This window comes from Nocardioides sp., from assembly GCF_025965415.1.
GTDB lineage: Bacteria > Actinomycetota > Actinomycetes > Propionibacteriales > Nocardioidaceae > Nocardioides.
The window spans coordinates 1-19,590 of the sequence record NZ_JAOPWY010000005.1; the positions used below are offsets into that span (position 1 = coordinate 1).

Here is a 19,590-nt window from a genome sequence, read left to right on the forward strand (position 1 = left end):
TCCGGCCCCTGCGAGGACGGCGGCCCCGCACGCGACGAGCACCAGGCGGCGGGTGGCGCCGCCCCTCGTCCCCACGCGTCCGGTCAGGACGCCGGCCACGGTCACCGAGGTGATCGTCCACAGCCAGCCGAGAGCGAGCGCCAGCACCGTGGCGCAGGTCGCGACGAGCACGTCGGCGACCGCGCCGGGACCGGCGGACGCGCCGGCCGCACGCCAGGTGCCCGGCACCGCCAGCCCTGCTCCCGCGCCGCCGACCGTCACGGACGCCCAGACGGCGACGGGTCGCCACACGACCCTGCCGTTCCCCCGAGACACCATCGCAATCCCTTCGTTTGCGTCTGTTTGCCTCATTCAACGAAGATTGACGGTTGTTGTCAAAGGTTTCTCCACAGCACGACCCGGAGCGCCTAGGCTCGCGTCATGTCCTGGGAGCACGAGCTGTTCGCGCTGTTCGACGACCTCGAGGGCCAGGCGGCCGCGGCGTGGGAGGCCGACCGCGAGGCCGAGCTCGCCGACCGGGCGCGCACCGAGTACGGCTCGGTCACGCTGGCGAGCCGGCTCATGGCGTCGCGCGGGGAGCGCGTGGCGATCGACCTGCCGCACGTCGGCCGCGTCGAGGGTCGGCTGGACCGGGTGGGGGAGTCGTGGTGCCTGCTCAGCGGCCCGTCGCAGGACTGGATCGTGCCGCTACGGCGGGTCGTCGCGGTCCGCGGGGCCAGCCCGCGATCCGTTCCGGAGGTGGCCTGGTCGCCCCTTGACCGGCTCGGCCTCCGCGCCGCCCTGCGCCGCCTGGCAGACGCGCAGGCGCGATGCGTCGTCCACCTGGCCGACGGCACCCGCCACGAGGTCCACGTCGAGCGGGTCGGCGCCGACTTCTTGGAGGCGCGTGACGCGTCCGGGGCGCAGGTGCTGCTGGCGTACGACGGGCTGGTGGCGGTGCAGAGTCGGGAGGACCAGCTCCCGGGCTAGCGGGTCAGGTCGCCTCGACGTCGTAGGGCGGCACCTGGCCCTCGGGCAGGGTCGGCTTCCTGGCCTGCTCGCGGTCGAAGTCGGCCATCGCCTCGGTGATGTGCTTGCGCACGATGGCGCGGGGGTCGAGGTCGCGCAGCTGGAGGTCGGAGTACTCCGGGCCGAGCTCGTTGCGGAGCTCGTCGCGTGCGTTGTGGGCCAGGCCCCGGGCCCGGTGGAGCAGCTGGGCGGCCTGGCGGGCGAGGTCGGGCAGGCGGTCAGGGCCCAGCACGACGACCGCCACCAGGGCGATCATGGCCAGCTCGAGGAGCCCGACGTCGAACATGGGTCAGAACCTACTGCTCAGTTCCTGCTGGAGGGGGTCAGTCCGAGCTGCATGCCCGCGAGTCCGCGTCCGCGACCCGACAGCGTCCGGGCGACGCGCGTGAGCTCGCGGGACGCCGGGGCGGCCGGATCGGCCTCGACGATCGGCTTGCCGTGGTCACCGCCCTCGCGCAGCGAGATGTCGAGCGGGATGGTGGCGAGCACGGGGACGTCGTAGCCGAAGCGGTCCGACAGGGTCTTGGCCACCCGGACGCCGCCGCCGCTGCCGAAGACCTCGAGCCGGTGGTCGTCCTCGGCGGGGCAGTGGGGACAGGGGAGGTAGCTCATGTTCTCGACGACGCCGATGACCCGCTGGTGCATCATCGAGGCCATCGTGCCGGCCCGCTCGGCGACCTCGGCCGCCGCCTCCTGGGGGGTCGTGACGACGATGACCTCGGCGCTCGGCAGGTGCTGCCCGAGCGAGATGGCCACGTCGCCCGTGCCGGGCGGCAGGTCGAGCAGCAGGGCGTCGAGGTCGCCCCAGTAGACGTCGGCGAGCATCTGGACCAGTGCCCGGTCGAGCATCGGTCCGCGCCAGGCGACGACCTGGTCGCGACGCGGCTTGAGCATGCCGATGGAGATCACGGAGACGCCGCTGGCCGTGGGCACCGGCATGATCAGGTCGTCGACCTGGGTAGGCCGGGAGTCGGCGATGCCGAGCATGGCCGGGACGGAGTGGCCGTAGATGTCGGCGTCGACGATGCCGACCTTCAGGCCCTCCTTGGCGAGGGCCAGGGCGAGGTTGACCGTGACCGACGACTTGCCCACGCCGCCCTTGCCGCTGGCGATGGCGTAGACCTTGGTCAGCGAGCCCGGCTGCGCGAAGGGGATCTCGCGCTGCGCGCGGCCGTCGCTGAGGATCTCCTTGAGGCCGGCGCGCTGCTCGGCGCTCATCACGCCCAGCGTCAGGTCGACCGACGCGACGCCCGCAACGGCCGAGACGGCCGCGGTCACGTCGCGGTTGATCGTGTCCTTGAGCGGGCAGCCGGCGACCGTGAGGAGCACGTGGACGGCGACCGAGCCGTCCTCGGCCACCTCGACGGAGTCGACCATCCCCAGGTCCGTGATCGGTCGCTTGATCTCCGGGTCGTTGACGGTCGCCAGTGCGTCCATCACCTGCTGCTGCGTGGGGGTGCTCATGATGAGGAAGTCTACGAGCCGCCCCCCGAGCTCACGGTCCCGGTCGGGAAACCTGGTCGGGCGGTGCCTGCCGGTCGTCCGGGGCGTCCGGCTGGGAGAGGTCTTCTATGTCGGAGAGGAGGCCGCGCAGCTCCGAGCGCAGGAAGTCGCGGGTGGCGACCTCGCCGACCGACATCCGCAGCGACGCCACCTCGCGGGCGAGAAACTCCATGTCGGCGTGGGCGCGGGCGTTGGCCTGCCGGTCCTGCTCGGCGATGACCTTGTCGCGCTGCTCCTGGCGGTTCTGCGCGAGCAGGATCAGCGGGGCGGCGTACGACGCCTGGAGGCTGAGCATCAGCGTCAGGAAGATGAAGGGGAACTCGTCGAAGCGCAGGTCCGAGGGCGCCAGCGTGTTCCAGGCGATCCACGCGACGACGAACATCGTCATCCAGAGCAGGAACTTCGCGGTGCCCATGTAGCGGGCGAACGACTCCGCGAACACGCCGAACGCGTCGGCGTCGACACTGGGTCGCCGCACGATCGGGCGGCGGGTGTCGCGCGGGGTGTCGAGGCGGGCGCGCCGGTTGTCGCTCACCGCGTGCTCCCGGCGCCGGACGTGCTGCTGATGTTGCCGGGGCGCGGCGCCCGGTCGCGCCAGCCCTCGGGCAGCATGTGGTCGAGCAGGTCGTCGACCGTGACGGCCCCGAGCAGCCTGCCCTCGTCGTCGACGACGGGCGCGGCGACGAGGTTGTAGGTCGCGAGGTGGGCGGCGACCTCGTCCATGGAGGCGTCCGGGCGCAGCGGGTCCATCGAGTCGTCGAGCGCCGCGGCGACGAGGGTCGAGGGCGGCTCGCGCAGGAGTCGCTGGATGTGGGCCGCGCCGAGGAGCCGCCCGGTGGGGGTCTCGAGCGGCTGCCGGCAGACGTAGACGAGCGCGGCCAGGGCCGGCGTGAGCTCGGGGTTGCGGACGTGGGCGAGCGCGTCGGCGATGGTGGCGTCGGGGGAGAGGATGACCGGCTCCGGCGTCATCATCGCGCCCGCGGTGTTGTCGTCGTACGACAGCAGGCGGCGCACGTCCTCGGCCTCGTCGGGCTCCATCAGCCCGAGCAGCGTCGCCGCGGTCTCCGGGTTGAGGTCGGCGATGAGGTCGGCTGCGTCGTCGGCGGACATCTCCTCGAGGATGTCGGCGGCCCGCTCGGAGTCGAGGTGCTCGAGGATCTCGACCTGGTCCTCCTCGGGCAGCTCCTCCAGCACGTCGGCGAGGCGCTCGTCGTCGAGCGCCGCGACCACGGCGGAGCGGCGCTCCGCAGGGAGGTCGTGGATCATGTTGGCCGCGTCGGCGGGGCGCATGTCGTTGAGCGCGGCGATCAGGTGCGTGGCGCCCTGGGACGGCTCCTGCTTGGTGAGGCCGGAGACGTCGCGCCACTCCACCACGTGGGTCTGCCCGCGGCGCCGGAAGCCCTTGCTGGGCTCCTGGACCGCGACCCGGGAGAGCACCCAGTCGCGGTTGCGTGCCTGCTCCATGGCGACGTCGTAGACGACGCCGCTCACGCCGCCGCCCTCCTTGGCCGGGTCGTTGATCGTCACCGTGCGGTCGAGCATCTGCCCCATCACCAGGGTCTCGGTCGAGCGCTGCTCGAACCGGCGCATGTTGAGCAGTCCCGTCGTGTGCACCTGACCGCTGTCGATGTTGGTGATGCGGGTCATCGGCACGAAGATCCGTCGCCGGCCGAAGACCTCCGCGACCATGCCCAGCACCCGCGGCTGGCTCGCCTCGGTGCGGAGCGCGACGACGAGGTCGCGCACCTTGGCCACCTGGTCGCCCTGGGGGTCGAAGATCGGCAGCCCGACGAGCCGGGCCACGAAGACGCGGGTCGGGGTGTTGCTCACGGCCGCAACGTTAGCGTGCCGAGCGCCCGGGGAGACGCAGACAGGCCTCCCGCGACGACATGGGCGACAGCGCCCGGATGGGTTACCCTCGATCGGCCCCCACAGCGCCCGTGGGCGGTCGTCGCCGAAGTCGAAGGAACCTCTTTCCCGTGCCCTCACACCGCGCCGCACGTCGACGCGCTGCGAAGCCTGTCCGGTCGACCTGGCACCTGCTCGTCCCGGCCTGCGCGGTCACCGGACTCATGGTGGTTTCCCTGCTGCTCGTGGCCGACGGCGACGACCCTGCTGCCGACGCCACCGGCGCCTCGACCAGCATCTCCGCGGCCGAGGTCGCCGCGACCCACACCCCGCAGGCGTCGCGCAGCGAGCGGCGCGGCGGCCAGCTCGCGGGGGCCGACTCCCTCGGGGGACGACGGGCGGTCCCGCTCGACAACGCGGCGGCACGCCGGGGCGTCCGGGTCGTGCACGAGCGCCGGGTGCAGGCCCGCATCAAGGCGCGCCAGGCCAGGCTCAAGGCCAAGCGCCTGCGTCGCGCGGCCCGGCTCGCGGCGAGGGAGAAGACCTCGACCTTCCGCATCGGCTCGCTGAACGTCCTCGGCAGCCAGCACTCCGCCGGCCCCGGTGGCTACGGTCCCGGCACCGATCGGGCCGCCATGGCGGCCGGCCTGGTGATGAGCCGCGGCGTCGACGTGCTGACCATGTCGGAGGTCCAGGACGACCAGCTCGGCGTGCTCAACGCCCGGCTCGCCGGCTACTCGATCTGGCCCCAGCAGTCGCTCGGCAGCAACGGCCAGCGTCTGCAGATCGCGTGGCGCGCCTCCCAGTTCGAGATGGTCGACGGCGGGTCGGTGACCTTCACCTTCGCCAGCCAGGCCATCCCCATGCCCTACGTCCTGCTCCGCGACCTCGGCACCGGCGCCGAGTTCTGGGTGATCTCCATCCACACCTCCGCCGGTGGCCTCGAGGGCGAGCGCGACGCCGGCACGGCGATCGCGATCTCGCTCATGAAGCGCCTCGAGGCGGAGAGCGGCAAGCCCGTGCTCATCGGCGGCGACGTCAACGAGCACGAGGAGTTCTTCTACAAGGTCTGCGGCGCGACCGGCTTCCTGGCGGCCAACGGTGGCGGGGCCGGGTGCTCGCTGCCGCCAGCACCCCTGCGCGTCGACTGGATCATGGGCGGCGGTGGCGCAGGGGTGAACTTCTCGGGCTACGTCCAGGACGGGGCTACGCTGGCCAGGATCAGCGATCACTACTTCATCCACGCCGCTGTCAGTGTGGTCGATCCGGGGGGAACGCCATGACACGCACCACCAGCAGGACCCGGGGCGCAGCCGCCGCCCTGACGCTCGTCGCCGGGCTCGGCCTCACCGCCTGCGGCGAGGAGGGACCGGACTCGGCCGAGGAGCCCTCGACCAGCGAGTCGCCGAGCACGCCGACCGAGGAGCCCAGCGAGACGCCCACGGAGGAGCCGGCCGAGGAGCTCGCGGGCCCCGCGTGCGCCGACGTGTGGGTGGCCGGGGCGACCCTGCCCGAGAGGTACGACGGGTGCCAGGACGCCGACAAGGGGAAGTGGGTCCAGGCCATGGTCTACCACTGCTCCTCCGGGCAGCGGCTGGTCACCTACGGCACCACCTTCTACGCCGCCAAGGGCGAGGTGGTCAACGAGTCGAAGGTGCCCCTGCGGCGCAACCGAGAGTTCCACAAGGTGTTGGCCTCCTGCGGGGCCTGAGCCGAGTCCGAACCGGGCGCTTCAGGCGCGATGAGCAGGCACTGCCAGTGATGCTCATGTGACTGATGTGAAAATTGAGTTATAGTCAGAGTCGTTCGTCACGGGGCCGCTCCCGCCTGCGCGCAGGTTCGGGCCGTCCCCGGGGCACACACCAGTCTGTGGGGAAACACCGTGCGCAAGTTGATCATCCTCGTCGCGACCGCCCTGGTCGCGGTGTCCCTCTCCGGGGCGCCGTCCTCGGCCGCGTCCGGGACGCCTGACCACTTCGTGCCCAAGGAGGGCCCGGCGTTCAACAACCCCTACGGCAAGCAGGCCGACGTCCGTCGGTTGATCGGTCAGGTCAACCGCACCATCGACTCGGTCCCGCGCGGCGGCAAGATCCGCATCTCCGCGTGGAACGTGCGCAGCGGCAACATCACCAACGCCCTGATCCGCGCCCACCGCCGCAAGGTCAGCGTCCAGGTGGTCATGGACCGCGCCAACTGGAACCCCAACAACCCCAACGTCGACGCCGCCCGCCTCGCCGCCGCCCTCAAGCAGGGCAACAAGGACCGGCCGAAGGCGAAGAAGAGCTTCCTGCGCCGCTGCATCAGCTCCTGCCGCGGCAAGCACGGCATCCCGCACTCCAAGTTCTTCCTCTTCAACAAGGTGCGGGTCAAGAAGCACAAGGAGCTCAAGACGGTCCGCTGGGTGACGATGTACGGCTCCTACAACGCGACCGAGCTCGGCGCCACGATCCAGTGGAACGACCTCTACACCGTCAAGGAGGACGAGGCGCGCTACGAGAACTTCCTCGGCGTCTTCGACCAGATGGTCCAGGACCAGCCCCTGAGGAACCCCGTCACCGGCTACGACGACGGCATCATCGGCACGGCGTTCTACCCCTACGTCGGGAAGGGCATCACCGGCGACCCGGTGATGGACGCCCTCAACACCGTCGCCTGCACCGGCGCGGCCACCAAGACCGGCGTCACCCGCATCCGCATCGCCCAGACCTCGATGTACGGCGACCGCGGCCTGGTGCTGGCCCGCAAGCTGGTCCAGCTGCGCAGGCAGGGCTGCAACATCCGGCTCGTCTACGCCATGTTCGGCGGGGAGGTCCTGCGCATCATGCGCGCGGCCAGGATCCCGCTCACGCACCTGGCCTACGACGCCGACGAGGACGGGCTCTACGACCGCTACGTCCACATGAAGTCGATGGCGATCAGCGGCAACGTCGGCGGCAACCCCGCCGCCAAGATCACCTGGAACGGCTCGGCCAACTGGACGTCGGTCGCCCTCGCCAGCGACGAGGTCGTCGGCATCGTCCGCAAGAAGTGGGTCACCAACCGCTACATGCAGTGGATCGACTACATGTTCACCCACCGCCCCGCGGCCTGGGGCCCGGAGCACCCGAGCAACAACGTCGGCGACCCCACCGGCCGCACCGCGGCCGGCTCCATGAGCACCTACGAGTCCCGCGCGGCTGCGCAGGACCGCTATGACGCCCTGGTCGCGTCGCGCGCCAAGAAGCGCGGCGTCGACCCCTACGCCCTCATCAAGGAGGAGAACTGAGATGACCCCGATGCGAATCCGGTCCCGAAGAGTCCGCAAGGAATCTCCCGTAGCCGGGTTCGCACCCGCGGTCGCCCAGCTCGCGACGGTCGGCCTGGTGGCCGGCCTCCTCCTGGCCGCCGGCTCCCAGGGTGCCCGGGTCGCCACGCCCCGCGCGGATGCGGCCGACCTGGCCCCGGCGGCTGCCACCTCGGCCCCCGCCAGGCGCGCCGGTGCGTGCGTCGACGTGCTCGTCGTCGGCATCGACGGCAACGGACAGGGCAAGAAGGACCGCCCCGGCCAGGCCGTCGCCGCGATCACCAACAAGATCTCCGCCAACGCCCAGAAGCAGGGGCGCGCGGTGGCGGTCAAGCGCATACGCCTCGCCACGCCGGGCGCGGTGGTCACCCTCCGCACCAAGAAGGGTCCCGGCGCCGGCGCCATCAGCCGGCCGGGCCTCAAGCGCTGGAAGAAGCCGATCCGGTCCGGCACCAAGGCCACCCGCGCGCTGGTCAACAGCCAGCTCGCGACCTGCCCCGAGCAGCAGGTGCTGCTCGTCGGCTACGCCCAGGGAGCGGCCGTCGCCCACCGCGTGGTCCAGGACCTCGACGCCAAGGGCGTGCTGGCCAACGTGGCCGGCGCCGTCACCATCTCCGACCCCTCGCGGGTGCGGAAGTCGTCGACCGGTCGTCCGCTGGGTGACCCGGCCGCGGCCACCAACTCCGAGGGCATCCTCACCAAGCTCACCAAGGCATCGGGCGACGTCCCCGACCCCACCGGCACCTTCCGGGTCGTCTCGGTCTGCCACAAGGGCGACCTGATCTGCAACCCGAGCAAGGTCTCGGCCGCCAAGGCCCTCTCGCTGTCGCTGTCCTACGGCTCGAAGAAGTCCCGCTCCGCCATGCGCACGGCCGCCGACCGGGCCTGGGCCCAGGTCTCGCTGTGGCCCGTCCCGGTCTCGCAGCAGGTCGTGGTCGGCGTCAAGGAGCAGATCTCGACCCAGATCAACGTCGTCGGCGGCTCGCCGACGCCCCCCGCGGCCCGCTTCACGCCCGTCTCCGTCCCCGCCGGCCTCAGCCTGTCGGACACCGGCGCGGTGACCGGCCGGATCGACGCGGCCGGCTCCTACCCCGTGTCCTACACCCTGGCTGGCGTGTCGCCGGCCACCACCGCGAAGAGCCGCGTCTTCACCGTCGTCGTCCGCGAGCCCTCCAGCGGCGCCGCGGCCGGCGGCCAGTCCTCGTGCGCCGTGCGCCCCGACGGCACCGCCTGGTGCCAGGGCCGCAACGACTACGGCCAGCTCGGCGACGGCACCACGACGCTGCGCGTCAGCCCCACGCAGGTGGCGGGCACCGGGTGGGCGCGGATCGCCAGCGGCGGCAGCTTCACCTGCGGCATCAAGCTCGACGGCACCCTGTGGTGCTGGGGGCTCAACAACTTCGGCCAGCTCGGCGCGGCCGACAAGGTCACCTCCCCGCTGCCGCGCCAGGTCGGCACCACGACGACGTGGCGCGACGTCTCGGCGTCGTGGCAGCACGCCTGCGCCACCCAGACGGACGGTTCCGCCTGGTGCTGGGGCCAGAACCAGCGCGGCCAGCTCGGCGCCGGCACCACCACCGCCCGCAGCAGCGGTCCGATGCGGGTGCTGGGCGACCAGCAGTGGACGTCGGTCTCCGCCGGCGGCTGGGGCACCTGTGGCACCACGTCCAGCGGTACGGCGTACTGCTGGGGCGAGAACTCCATGGGCTCGGTCGGTGACGGCACGATCACCAACCGCAACCGGCCGACCGTCGTGACCGGCGGCATCCAGCTCTCCCAGGTCTCCACGACCTGGGGTCGCAGCTGTGGCGTCACCCCCACCGGCCAGGTCTGGTGCTGGGGCGAGAACTCCAACGGTGAGCTCGGCAACGGCACCCGCACCAACTCCGCCGTTCCCGTCCAGGTCAGCGACGGCGGCAGCTTCACCGCCGTCGGCACCGCGGTGACCGCCACATGCGCCAGCCGCACCGACGGCCAGGTGCTGTGCTGGGGCGACAACCGCTACGGCCAGCTCGGGCCTGCGGCGAGCGGCAGCGGCTCCTCGACCCCCGTCGTCGCCGGCCTGGTGTCCAGCGGTCCGGTCACCGGCGGCTGGCTCCACCTCTGCGCCGAGGGCGCCGGTTGCTGGGGCGCCAACGAGTCGGGCCAGCTCGGCAACGGCACGATGGTCCCGGCGGCCATGCCGGCCGAGCCGGCGTCCCCGTGGCCGCCCGGCACGGTCGTGACCACCAAGCAGGTCAAGAAGTGGACCGCGGCCAAGATCGCCACCACGGCGATCGCCGGCCGCCCGAGCGTCAACGCCCGGGCCAGGCGCGGCGCGATGTCGGCCGAGGTGATGACCTTCAACATCCTCGGCAGCCAGCACACCGCGCCGGGTGGTGCCCGTCCCAACTTCGCCCCCGGCCGGGTCCGCACCGAGTGGGCCAAGAACCTCATCAACCAGCGGGGCGCGACCCTCGTCGGACTCTCCGAGCCGCAGCCCGACCAGATCACCGCGCTCGACGTGGCCACCAACGGCGCCTTCTCGTTCTACCCCGGCAACACCATGGGCTACGACGCGGCGCCACAGTCGGTGATGTGGAAGGACTCCGAGTGGTCCTACGTCTGGGGCAACACCCTCCAGATGCCGTTCATGGGTGCCTCGCGCCCCCAGGCCCTCGTCCGGCTCCGCAACACCTCGACCGGTCGCGAGATCTACTGGATCAACGCCCACCTCTCGCCCGGCAAGATGCAGACCGACCGCGACAAGGGCATGGACATCATCAAGCAGACGGTCAAGCAGCTCGCCGGCGACGGACTGCCGGTGCTGGTGACCGGTGACCTCAACGAGCACGCCAAGGCGTTCCGCCGGATCGCCTGCCCGACCGACCTCAACGCGGCCGTCGGCGGCGAGACGAAGGGTGCAGCCTGCCGCCTCCCCAAGGCGATGCGGGTCGACTGGATCTTCGGTCGCGGCTCCTTCGACAACACCGAGGTCAACCAGGGCGCCCAGGTGCGGCGTACGACGGACCACGCGGTGGTCTCCTCGCGCTTCACCGTGCAGTAATGTCCCGGCTGCCCATATCGAGCAGCCGGGCAGCAGGGGAGGAGTCGCGATGAGGGTGGGCGTGCACCGCGTCGACGACGAGGGCCTGCACCTCGAGCGCGGCGCCGACTGCTCCCTCGACGTGCACTTCGACGGCTGGCGCGGCTGGTCGGTCGCGGTGGAGGACGGCCCGGACCCGGTGACGGTGCCGTGGCCCAAGCGGCTCAAGGCGCGCCTCGACGGGACCTCGCTGGTGACCATCACCGTCGACGAGCAGGAGGTGTTCCGCGAGGAGCTCACCTTCGGCTCGGGCCAGGGGCGCGTCGAGCTCGTCGACCGCTTCGGCAACCCGGTCATCATCGACAAGTGGGGCCTGACCCAGCGGATCTTCGAGACGCGGCGCGAGGGCGGGGCCGTCGAGGCGATGACCGCGATGGCGGAGCGGGTGCTCCGCGTGATGCGTGACTCGTGCGGCGTCGAGGGGTGGATCTCGTTCGGCACGCTTCTCGGCGCTGCCCGCTCCGGCGCGGTCATCGGCCACGACAGCGACATCGACCTGTGCTTCCTGTCGGAGAAGCAGACCCCGGCGGAGATGGCCGTGGAGCTCTGGGACATCGCCCGGGCGCTGGTCGACGCCGGCATCTCGGTCAAGCACAAGACCGCCAGCTTCATCACCGTCGTCTACGACGCCCCCGATGGCGGCGAGGACGGCATCGACATCTACACCTGCTTCTACGTCGGCGACCTGCTCCACGAGACCGCCACCGTGCGCGAGCGCGTGCCCCGCTCGGCGATCCTGCCGCTGCGCACGCTGGAGTTCGAGGGCCGCGACATGCCGGCCCCCGCCGACCCCGACCGGCTGCTGGCCGTCTCCTACGGACCCCAGTGGCGGGTGCCGGACCCGTCGTTCCGCCACCTGCCGTCGCGGGAGATCACCGACCGCTTCGACGGCTGGTTCAGCTCGGTCATGACCAACCGGCGCGACTGGACGCAGTACAACGGCCAGGTCGGCGCGGCGGGCATGCGCCCCAGCCCCTTCGCGCACTGGGTGGTCGACCGGCTCGACGACACCCACGACGGCCAGCTGCGCGTGCTCGACGTGGGCTCCGGCTCGTCCGCCGACCTCCGCGCCTACCACCGCGCGGGGTACAAGGCGATCGGCTACGACTACGCCCATCCCGGCAAGCACGCGCTCGGCGGCCAGGAGATCGACCTGCCCGACAGCGTCGGTCGCCGGGTCATCAACCTGCTCGACGAGCGCGACGTGCTCACCGTGGGAGCGCTGGCCGCGCGCCAGAAGGGCCCCAAGGTCGTCACGGCACGCCGGGTCCTCGAGGCGGTCCCGCCCCGCTCGCGCGACCAGCTCTGGCGCTTCGCCTCGATGGCGCTCAGCGACGGTGGTCGGGTCTTCGTCGAGGGGGTCAGCCGCTCGCCGCAGGAGTGCCGACTCGCGCAGGAGCGCACCGGGTCGCCACGCCTGTGGCCGGTGGACCCGACGGCGGTCGTCGACGACGTACGCGCCAGTGGTGGCCGGGTCGTGCACCGGGAGGGACTCGCCGCGGCCGCACGGGCCAGTCGCACCGGCAGCCCGGCGCGCTGGCGGATGATCGTCGAGTACCCGGCACCAGACAACGCAGCGCAGGAAGGTCGGACGGACCGATGACGCAGGTCGTGCACCTCCACGTGGGAGGCCCCAAGTCGGGCACCACCTTCATCCAGCAGGTGCTGGAGCACAACGCCGACACCCTGGCGAAGGCCGGGGTGCTGGTCGTCGGACCGCGCCTGGAGCTGATCCACGCAGCCATGGCCGTGCGTGGCGACCACCGCCTCGACGACCTCCCGGACGCCGCCCGCCACGCGTGGGACCGGGTCGTGGAGCAGGTGCGCGCGTGGCAGGGCTCCTCGGCGATCGTGAGCTACGAGCTGTTCGCCAACGCCTCCGCGGAGCAGGTGCGCACGGCGCTCGCCCGCCTCGACGGCATCGAGGTGCACGTGGTGGTCTCCGCGCGCGACCTCGGCAAGGCCATCGCCTCCTCGTGGCAGGAGCAGCTCAAGTTCGGCATCACCAAGCCGCTCGAGTCCTGGTCGCCGCCACAGGAGAGCGCGGTCGACAGCGAGTGGGGCTGGCGCACCATGCAGCCGGCCCACGTCGCCGCCCGCTGGGGCGCCGACCTCCCGGCCGAGCGCGTGCACGTCGTGACCGTCCCCTCCCGGCCCGCCGGGGCGGACGAGCTCTGGCACCGGTTCGCGGCCGCGACCGGGCTTGACGGGGTCGCCGACCTCGACCTGGGTGTCGAGCGGGCCAACGAGTCGCTGGGCGTGGTCGAGGCCGAGCTGCTGCGCCGGGTCAACGCCGGCCTGGACGGCCGGATCCGCGGCGGACGCCAGAGGTCGCTGTGGCTGCGCGACCTGCTCGCCCACACCATCCTGGCCCCGATCGGCCGCGAGCCGATCGGACTGACCGACGCCCACGCCGACGAGGCCGCGGCCCAGGCCGAGGCGGCGATCGCGGCGATCACGGCCGCGGGCTACCGCGTCCACGGCGACCTGGAGGACCTGCGACCGACCCGTGCGGAGGCGCGACTGCCGGGCGAGGTGAGCGACACCGAGGTGGCCGGATCGGCGGCCCTGGCCCTCGCCGACCTGCTGGTGTGGGCGCGCGACGCCGGTGCCGACGTACGCACCCCCGCCGGGGGCACCGCGGAGGAGCCCGCCGACGGCCGCTCGCGGGTGGCCGCCGAGGTCAAGGGGGCCGTGCGAGGCTCGCTGACCCGCCTGGCCGCGCCCGTGCGCGACCGGCGCGTCGCGCGTCTCGAGAAGCGGATCGCCGAGCTGGAGGCCCAGGTCGAGCAGTCCCGGGCGCTGCACCTGCGGGTGGCCACCCTGTCCGACGTGGTCGCCCAGCTGCTGCTGCCTGCGGCCCAGCAGGACGAGGACCTGACGATGGCGGCGCTCCGCTCCTACCGGGACCGGTCGCTGTGACGAAGCCGGGCCTCGTGGAGCGGCTGCGCGACGGCGTACGACGCCACGTGGGCGACCGGGTCGCGGTGGCCACGGGCGTGGACGAGCTCGCCGACCTCGAGGCGGCCGCCGCGTCGCTCGAGGTGGCCGTGGCCGAGGACCGCGGGCTCGAGGTGCCGCTGGCCGCCCTCGTCGACGCGCTGGAGCGCGACGTCGCGGAGGTGCTGTCCCGCCGGACCGGCACCGGGATGGGAGCATGACCGACATGTCAGCCCCGCCGATCGAGCTCTCCGTGGTGGTCCCCTGCTTCAACGAGGAGGAGTCGCTGCCGCGCCTGGTCGAGGTGCTCACCGAGCAGCTGTCCGCGCTGACGCCCGACTTCGAGGTGATCCTGGTCGACGACGGCAGCCGCGACCGCACCCTCCCGATGCTGCGCGAGGTGCACCGCCACCACCCCCGCTTCCGCTACCTCTCCCTGAGCCGCAACTTCGGCAAGGAGTCGGCGATGCTCGCCGGGCTGAGCCACGCGCGTGGCGACAAGGTCGCGATCATGGACGCCGACCTGCAGCACCCCCCGAGCCTGCTGGCGACGATGCTGCCGCTGCTGGCGACGGGTGAGTACTCCCAGGTCGTGGCCCGCCGCACCCGCGCAGGTGACCCGGTGCTGCGCACCGCGCTGTCCCGGCTCTACTACCGGCTGATGAACCGGTTGGTCGAGGTCGATCTCGAGGACGGCGTCGGCGACTTCCGGGTCCTCGACCGGCGCGCGGTCCGCGCCCTGCTGACGCTGGGGGAGACCAACCGGTTCTCCAAGGGCCTCTTCGCCTGGATCGGCTTCCCGACCGCTGTCGTCGACTACGAGAACGTCTCGCGCGAGTCCGGTGCGACCAAGTGGCGGATGCGCGACCTCTTCAACTACGGCATCGACGGCGTCGTGTCGTTCAACTACCGCCCGCTGCGGATGTCGATCTGGCTGGGCATCCTGGTCACGGTCGTGGCCGTCGGCTACGCCCTCTGGGTGCTGGTCGACGCCATCGTCAACGGCAACAGCGTGCCCGGCTACGTCACCACGATCTGCGCGGTCACCGCGCTGGGCGGTGTCCAGCTCGTCGTGCTCGGCGTGATCGGCGAGTACCTCGGCCGGATCTACGCCGAGACCAAGCAGCGACCGCTGTTCCTGCTCAAGGAGAGCAGCGAGTCCGGTCTCCCGGTGACCAGCGTCCTGGGCCGCGAGCACGAGGCGCTCCACGAGCTGGAGGGCCAGTCGACCGAACGGAGCGAGCCGGCGTGACCGACTCCAGCACCATCCGCACGTCCAGTCCCCTCCGTGGCCGCAGGCGCGCCGGCGACGCGGAGGCCGCACCGCGCGCGACCTGGGTGTGGCCGCTGCTCGTGGTCGTGGTGACCGCCGTCTACACGGCTGTCCCGTTCGTGATCACCGGCTGGTTCTACCAGCGTGGCGACACGGCGGTGCAGTTCGCCCCGACGTGGTGGCACTTCGGCGAGATGGTGCGCGGTGGCCAGTGGCCGCTGTGGCTCGACCCGCAGTCGTGGGCCGGCGGCAACTACGTCGCCGAGGCCCTCTTCGGCACCTACAACCCGCTCAACGTGCTGGTCTGGGTCGCGGTGTCGCTCGGTCCCGACCTGGCCGTGTCCACCTACCTCGTCAAGGCGACGGTCATGGTGCTGCTCGCGCTCGGCACCTACCTCCTCGCCCGGGAGTACGACGCCGCTCCCGCCCCGGCCGCGGCGGTCGCGATCGCGCTGCCGTTCTCGGGCTTCACCCTGTTCTGGGACGCCGCGTCCTGGCCGTCGGGCCTGATGGCCTTCGCCTACGCCCCGTGGGTGTGGGTCACCTTCCGCCGCGCGCTGCGCGGCGTGGGCAGCCCCTTCTGGGCCTTCCTGGCCGGGGTGCTCGCGGTGCTCAACGGCAACCCCTACGGCACCCTCGCGGTGATCACCGTCGGCGCTGCCCTCGTCATCGAGGGCATCGTCCTGCGCGCGTGGGGTGGCGTGGTGCGGCTGGCGCTGGTCGGCCTGGCGGTGGCCGCCTTCCTGCCCCTCGTCTACCTCCCGCTGCTGGAGACCTCCGACCTCGCGGTCCGCTCCGCGGGTGCGCTGTTCGAGAACAGCGGCAAGCTGCGCCCGACGGCCGGTGACCTGCTCGCGGCGAGCTCGCCGCTCCACACGCCGCCGATCAGGGCGATCACCGGCCCGATGCTCGTTCCGGCCACCTTCCTGGCGTGGTTCGTGCTGCCGCTGCTCCCGTGGCTGCGCTACGGCGCACTGCGCCGCCGAGCCCGCGAGCTCGTGGGCCTCGGCGTCATCACCGTCCTCTACCTCGCCCTCACCCTGGGGCCCAGCAAGCTGTGGCTCTTCCGCTGGCCGCTGCGCGTCATCGAGTACTTCTACCTCGGCGTGCTGGTCGTCTTCGCGGTGCTGCTCAGCCAGGGCCTGGCCCGTTCGTCGATGCGCCCGCGGATGGTCGGCACCGGCCTGATCCTCGTCGCGCTCGGCTGGCTCACCTGGTCGCAGGACCCCTCCGAGCTCCGGCGCGCGGTGATGGGCACCGCGGCGGTCGCCGCGCTGACCGTCGTCGCGCTCGCCGCCCACCTGGTGGTGCGGCGCACCGCACTCGTGTCGCTGGTGGCGGTCGGGGGCGTCGGGGCCGTGCTGGCGCTGCAGGTCGGCGTCTTCGGCGAGAACGCCAGCTCGCGCGTGTGGCACGTGCCGAGCGACGTCTCGGCCCTGCAGGACACCTTCGCCGACCGCGAGGGCCGCGTGATGCAGTTCGCCGACCTCAAGCCGCTGCAGAACAAGGGCCAGATCGCCAAGCTCGAGCAGCAGTGGGACACCTACCTCCCCGGCAGCATGTACCACCCCGCCGGGGTCGAGGCGGTCAACAACTACACCGGCATGGGCTTCTTGCCCTTCACCCGGAACTTCTGCATGGAGTACGACGGCCTTACCCAGGCCTGCGGCTACCGCAACCTCTGGAAGGTCGGCGGCTCCGGGCAGCCTGCCCTCGCCGACCTGATGAAGCTCGACACCATCGTCGTGCAGCCGACGCTGGCCAAGGGCGTCACGCCGGGGGAGGGCTGGACCGAGCAGCCGAGCGACGGTCGCGCCATCGTGCTGCGCCACGACGGCGAGCAGCCGTACGCCGGCTCCGAGCTGTCATGGGTCTCCGACGGCGTCGAGGTGGCCGACCCGAGGACGCTCGGCGACACGCACGAGACCCTCGGCGTCGTGGCGGCCGACGAGGGCGGCCAGCTGGTCTTCTCGATGCTGGCCTGGCCCGGGTGGTCGGCCGACCTCGACGGCAAGCCGCTGAGCGTCACCCGCAGCGACATCGGGCTCCTGACCGTCACCCTGCCCGCGGGGGCGAGCGGCACGGTCGACCTCACCTACCGCCCGCCGGGCTTCGCGGTCGGCCTGCTGGGCGCCGGCCTCGGCACGGTGCTGGGTCTCGGCCTCGCGCTCGTCGGCTGGCGCTCGTGGCGCCGCCGCCGGCCCGACGAGCGCCCGTGGACCGCCGCCGACCGCGGCCCCCTGGAGCCCCGGGACGATGTGACAACAGTCTCGGACGAGGCCCCTGCCCAGCCGTAGGAGCGCTCACTAGACTCCCGAGCGTTCCACTCAGCGACCGCACAGGAGCCACGACATGCCTCGCCTCTGCCAGACCGAAGGCCTCACCGAGGACCAGACCGAGATCCTCAAGGCGGTCCGGCAGTTCGTGGACGAGAAGATCATCCCCGTCGCCACGGAGCTCGAGCACAAGGACGAGTACCCCACCGAGATCGTCGAGGGACTCAAGGAGCTGGGCATCTTCGGGCTGACGATCCCGGAGGAGTACGACGGCCTCGGCGAGTCGCTGCTGACGTACGCGCTGTGCGTGGAGGAGATCGCCCGCGGCTGGATGAGCGTGTCCGGTGTGATCAACACCCACTTCATCGTGGCCTACATGCTGATGCAGCACGGGACCGAGGAGCAGAAGCAGAAGTACCTCCCGCGGATGGCGACCGGTGAGGTGCGGGGCGCGTTCTCGATGTCCGAGCCCGGCCTGGGCTCCGACGTGTCGGCGATCTCCACCAAGGCGGTCAGGGACGGGGACGACTACGTCATCAACGGCCAGAAGATGTGGCTGACCAACGGCGGCTCGTCGACGCTGATCGCAGTGCTGACGAAGACCGACGACGGCGCGGAGTCGGTCTACAAGAACATGACGACGTTCCTGGTGGAGAAGGAGCCCGGCTTCGGCGAGACCGCGCCCGGCCTGACCATCCCCGGCAAGATCGACAAGATGGGCTACAAGGGTGTCGACACGACCGAGGCCATCTTCGAGAACCACCGCATCTCTGCCGACCAGGTCCTCGGTGGTGAGCCCGGCAAGGGCTTCTACCAGATGATGGACGGCGTCGAGGTCGGCCGCGTCAACGTCGCCGCCCGCGCCTGCGGCATCGCCCACCGCGCCTTCGAGCTCGGCATCGCCTACGCCCAGCAGCGCGAGACCTTCGGCAAGCCGATCGCCGAGCACCAGGCGGTCCTGTTCCGCCTCGCGGAGATGGCGACCAAGGTCGAGACCGCGCACACCATGATGGTGAAGGCGGCCCGCCTCAAGGACTCCGGCCAGCGGATGGACGTCGAGGCCGGCATGGCCAAGATGCTGGCGAGCGAATACTGCAACGAGGTCGTCGAGGCGTCGTTCCGCATCCACGGCGGCTACGGCTACTCCAAGGAGTACGAGATCGAGCGCCTCTACCGCGAGGCGGCGTTCATGCTGATCGGCGAGGGCACCTCCGACATCCAGAAGATGATCATCGGCCGCAGCGTCCTCAAGGACTACAAGCTCCGCTGACGGCGCGCCGGCTCCGGGCCCTAGGATCGCTCGCATGCCCGGTGGTCGTCTCGTCCTCCACGTCGGGGCGATGAAGTCGGGCACCACCTTCGTCCAGTCGCGGCTGTTCGCCCACCGCGAGCTCCTGCAGGAGCGCGGCATCCGCGTGCCGGGGCGGCGTCGGCGCAGTCAGGTGCTGGCGGTCCAGCAGCTGCTGCGCGGTGGCGGGCCGATGTGGGACAAGCACGCCGCCGCGGTCTCGCGGCACGACGGCACCTCGGTCATCTCCGTCGAGCTGCTCGGGCCGGCTCCGACCGCCGTCGTGCAGGCGCTGCGCGACGGCGTCGACGCCGAGGTCGAGGTGGTCCTCACCGCGCGCGACCTCAACCGGTCGGTCCCCGCGATGTGGCAGGAGACCGTGCAGAACGGCCGGTCCTGGGGCTGGCACGACTACGTCATCGGTGCCCGCACCGACCGGCCCAGTGCCCGGCGGGGAGCACCGGCGACCGAGCCGGGCCGGGCGTTCTGGATCCAGCAGGACCTCGTGCGGCTGGCGCGCACCTGGGCCTCGGTCTTCGGCCCCGAGCGCGTCACCGTCGTCACGGTCCCGCCGCCGGGATCGGCCCCCGAGCTGCTGTGGTGGAGGTTCGCCGGGGTCGTGGGCCCCGAGCTCGACGGCCTCACGTCCGCACCCGATCCCAACGAGTCCCTGGGCGCCGCCTCGGCGACGGCGATGCGACGGCTCAACGAGCTGCTCGACGCCGAGGGCCTCTTGTTCCCGCAGGGCCACCAGCTGCGCAAGCGGCTGCTCACCAAGCAGGTGCTCGCTGCCCGCAAGTCCGCCGAGCCCGCCATCGGCCTCGGCGTGCTTCCCTGGGTCACCGAGGAGGCCGACGCCCAGCGCAGGGGGCTGGTCGACCTCGGCGTGCGGCTCGTCGGCGACTGGGCCGACCTGACGCCCGTCGACGTACCTGGCATCGACCCCGAGACGCTCGACGACCGTGAGGTGGGGGAGGCGGCCCTCGCCGGGCTCGCCGGCCTGCTCGCCGCGCTGACCCGGTCGGCCGGGCCGGACGCGGACCCGGCCTAGCGACCGGCCGCGACCTCGGCCGCGACGTCCGCGGC

17 protein-coding genes are annotated in these 19,590 nt (G+C 72.0%); 12 read left to right on the forward strand and 5 right to left on the reverse strand.

Annotated elements, in window-relative coordinates; genetic code table 11:
- Positions 1-291 (reverse strand): hypothetical protein (locus JWN97_RS00530; protein WP_297616524.1); only part of this gene is annotated, 291 nt, incomplete at its 3' end.
- 129 nt (positions 292-420) lie between these two features.
- On the opposite strand from JWN97_RS00530, the gene JWN97_RS00535 reads away from it, so the two are divergent.
- On the forward strand, positions 421-969 hold the full coding sequence (locus JWN97_RS00535) for a hypothetical protein (protein ID WP_297616527.1): 549 nt from the start codon (positions 421-423) through the stop codon (positions 967-969).
- A 4-nt stretch (positions 970-973) separates the two neighbouring features.
- On the opposite strand, the gene JWN97_RS00540 is transcribed toward JWN97_RS00535, so the two are convergent.
- The 4 genes from JWN97_RS00540 to JWN97_RS00555 are packed head-to-tail and all read right to left on the reverse strand — an operon-like array spanning position 974 to position 4,341.
- Positions 974-1,294 (reverse strand): sec-independent translocase, encoded by a 321-nt coding sequence (locus JWN97_RS00540; RefSeq protein WP_297616530.1) that lies wholly within the window; start codon positions 1,292-1,294, stop codon positions 974-976.
- 17 nt (positions 1,295-1,311) lie between these two features.
- Complete coding sequence (locus JWN97_RS00545; RefSeq protein ID WP_297616532.1) at positions 1,312-2,472, reverse strand: Mrp/NBP35 family ATP-binding protein; 1,161 nt, start codon at positions 2,470-2,472, stop codon at positions 1,312-1,314.
- A 31-nt stretch (positions 2,473-2,503) separates the two neighbouring features.
- Positions 2,504-3,046, reverse strand: coding sequence for a DUF1003 domain-containing protein (locus tag JWN97_RS00550; RefSeq protein ID WP_297616536.1), 543 nt, complete (start codon positions 3,044-3,046; stop codon positions 2,504-2,506).
- Positions 3,043-4,341, reverse strand: coding sequence for a CBS domain-containing protein (locus JWN97_RS00555; RefSeq protein WP_297616539.1), 1,299 nt, complete (start codon positions 4,339-4,341; stop codon positions 3,043-3,045). Before JWN97_RS00555 ends, JWN97_RS00550 begins: the two co-directional genes overlap by 4 nt.
- 149 nt (positions 4,342-4,490) lie before the next feature.
- On the opposite strand from JWN97_RS00555, the gene JWN97_RS00560 reads away from it, so the two are divergent.
- The 11 genes from JWN97_RS00560 (at position 4,491) to JWN97_RS00610 (ending at position 19,555) form a co-directional block, all read left to right on the forward strand.
- A complete protein-coding gene (locus JWN97_RS00560; protein WP_297616542.1) occupies positions 4,491-5,642 on the forward strand; it encodes a hypothetical protein in 1,152 nt (383 codons plus the stop codon).
- The gene (locus JWN97_RS00565; protein ID WP_297616544.1) at positions 5,639-6,070 is read left to right on the forward strand and encodes a hypothetical protein; all 432 of its coding nucleotides are present in this window, start codon (positions 5,639-5,641) and stop codon (positions 6,068-6,070) included. Before JWN97_RS00560 ends, JWN97_RS00565 begins: the two co-directional genes overlap by 4 nt.
- 171 nt (positions 6,071-6,241) lie before the next feature.
- Positions 6,242-7,624: a phospholipase D-like domain-containing protein gene (locus JWN97_RS00570; protein WP_297616547.1), complete on the forward strand. Its 1,383-nt coding sequence runs from the start codon at positions 6,242-6,244 to the stop codon at positions 7,622-7,624.
- 1 nt (position 7,625) lies between these two features.
- Complete coding sequence (locus JWN97_RS00575) at positions 7,626-10,688, forward strand: cutinase family protein (RefSeq protein ID WP_297616550.1); 3,063 nt, start codon at positions 7,626-7,628, stop codon at positions 10,686-10,688.
- Between the two features lie 49 nt (positions 10,689-10,737).
- Positions 10,738-12,330: a methyltransferase domain-containing protein gene (locus tag JWN97_RS00580; protein ID WP_297616553.1), complete on the forward strand. Its 1,593-nt coding sequence runs from the start codon at positions 10,738-10,740 to the stop codon at positions 12,328-12,330.
- Positions 12,327-13,649, forward strand: coding sequence for a DUF6752 domain-containing protein (locus JWN97_RS00585; RefSeq protein ID WP_297616556.1), 1,323 nt, complete (start codon positions 12,327-12,329; stop codon positions 13,647-13,649). The genes JWN97_RS00580 and JWN97_RS00585 overlap by 4 nt, the downstream gene beginning before the upstream one ends.
- The gene (locus JWN97_RS00590) at positions 13,646-13,888 is read left to right on the forward strand and encodes a hypothetical protein (protein ID WP_297616559.1); all 243 of its coding nucleotides are present in this window, start codon (positions 13,646-13,648) and stop codon (positions 13,886-13,888) included. Before JWN97_RS00585 ends, JWN97_RS00590 begins: the two co-directional genes overlap by 4 nt.
- Complete coding sequence (locus tag JWN97_RS00595) at positions 13,885-14,919, forward strand: glycosyltransferase family 2 protein (protein WP_297616561.1); 1,035 nt, start codon at positions 13,885-13,887, stop codon at positions 14,917-14,919. Before JWN97_RS00590 ends, JWN97_RS00595 begins: the two co-directional genes overlap by 4 nt.
- Complete coding sequence (locus JWN97_RS00600; RefSeq protein ID WP_297616564.1) at positions 14,916-17,237, forward strand: hypothetical protein; 2,322 nt, start codon at positions 14,916-14,918, stop codon at positions 17,235-17,237. The genes JWN97_RS00595 and JWN97_RS00600 overlap by 4 nt, the downstream gene beginning before the upstream one ends.
- A gap of 55 nt (positions 17,238-17,292) precedes the next feature.
- Positions 17,293-18,486: an acyl-CoA dehydrogenase family protein gene (locus JWN97_RS00605; protein ID WP_297616567.1), complete on the forward strand. Its 1,194-nt coding sequence runs from the start codon at positions 17,293-17,295 to the stop codon at positions 18,484-18,486.
- Between the two features lie 34 nt (positions 18,487-18,520).
- Positions 18,521-19,555: a hypothetical protein gene (locus JWN97_RS00610; RefSeq protein WP_297616570.1), complete on the forward strand. Its 1,035-nt coding sequence runs from the start codon at positions 18,521-18,523 to the stop codon at positions 19,553-19,555.
- Positions 19,556-19,590: the final 35 nt, after the last annotated feature.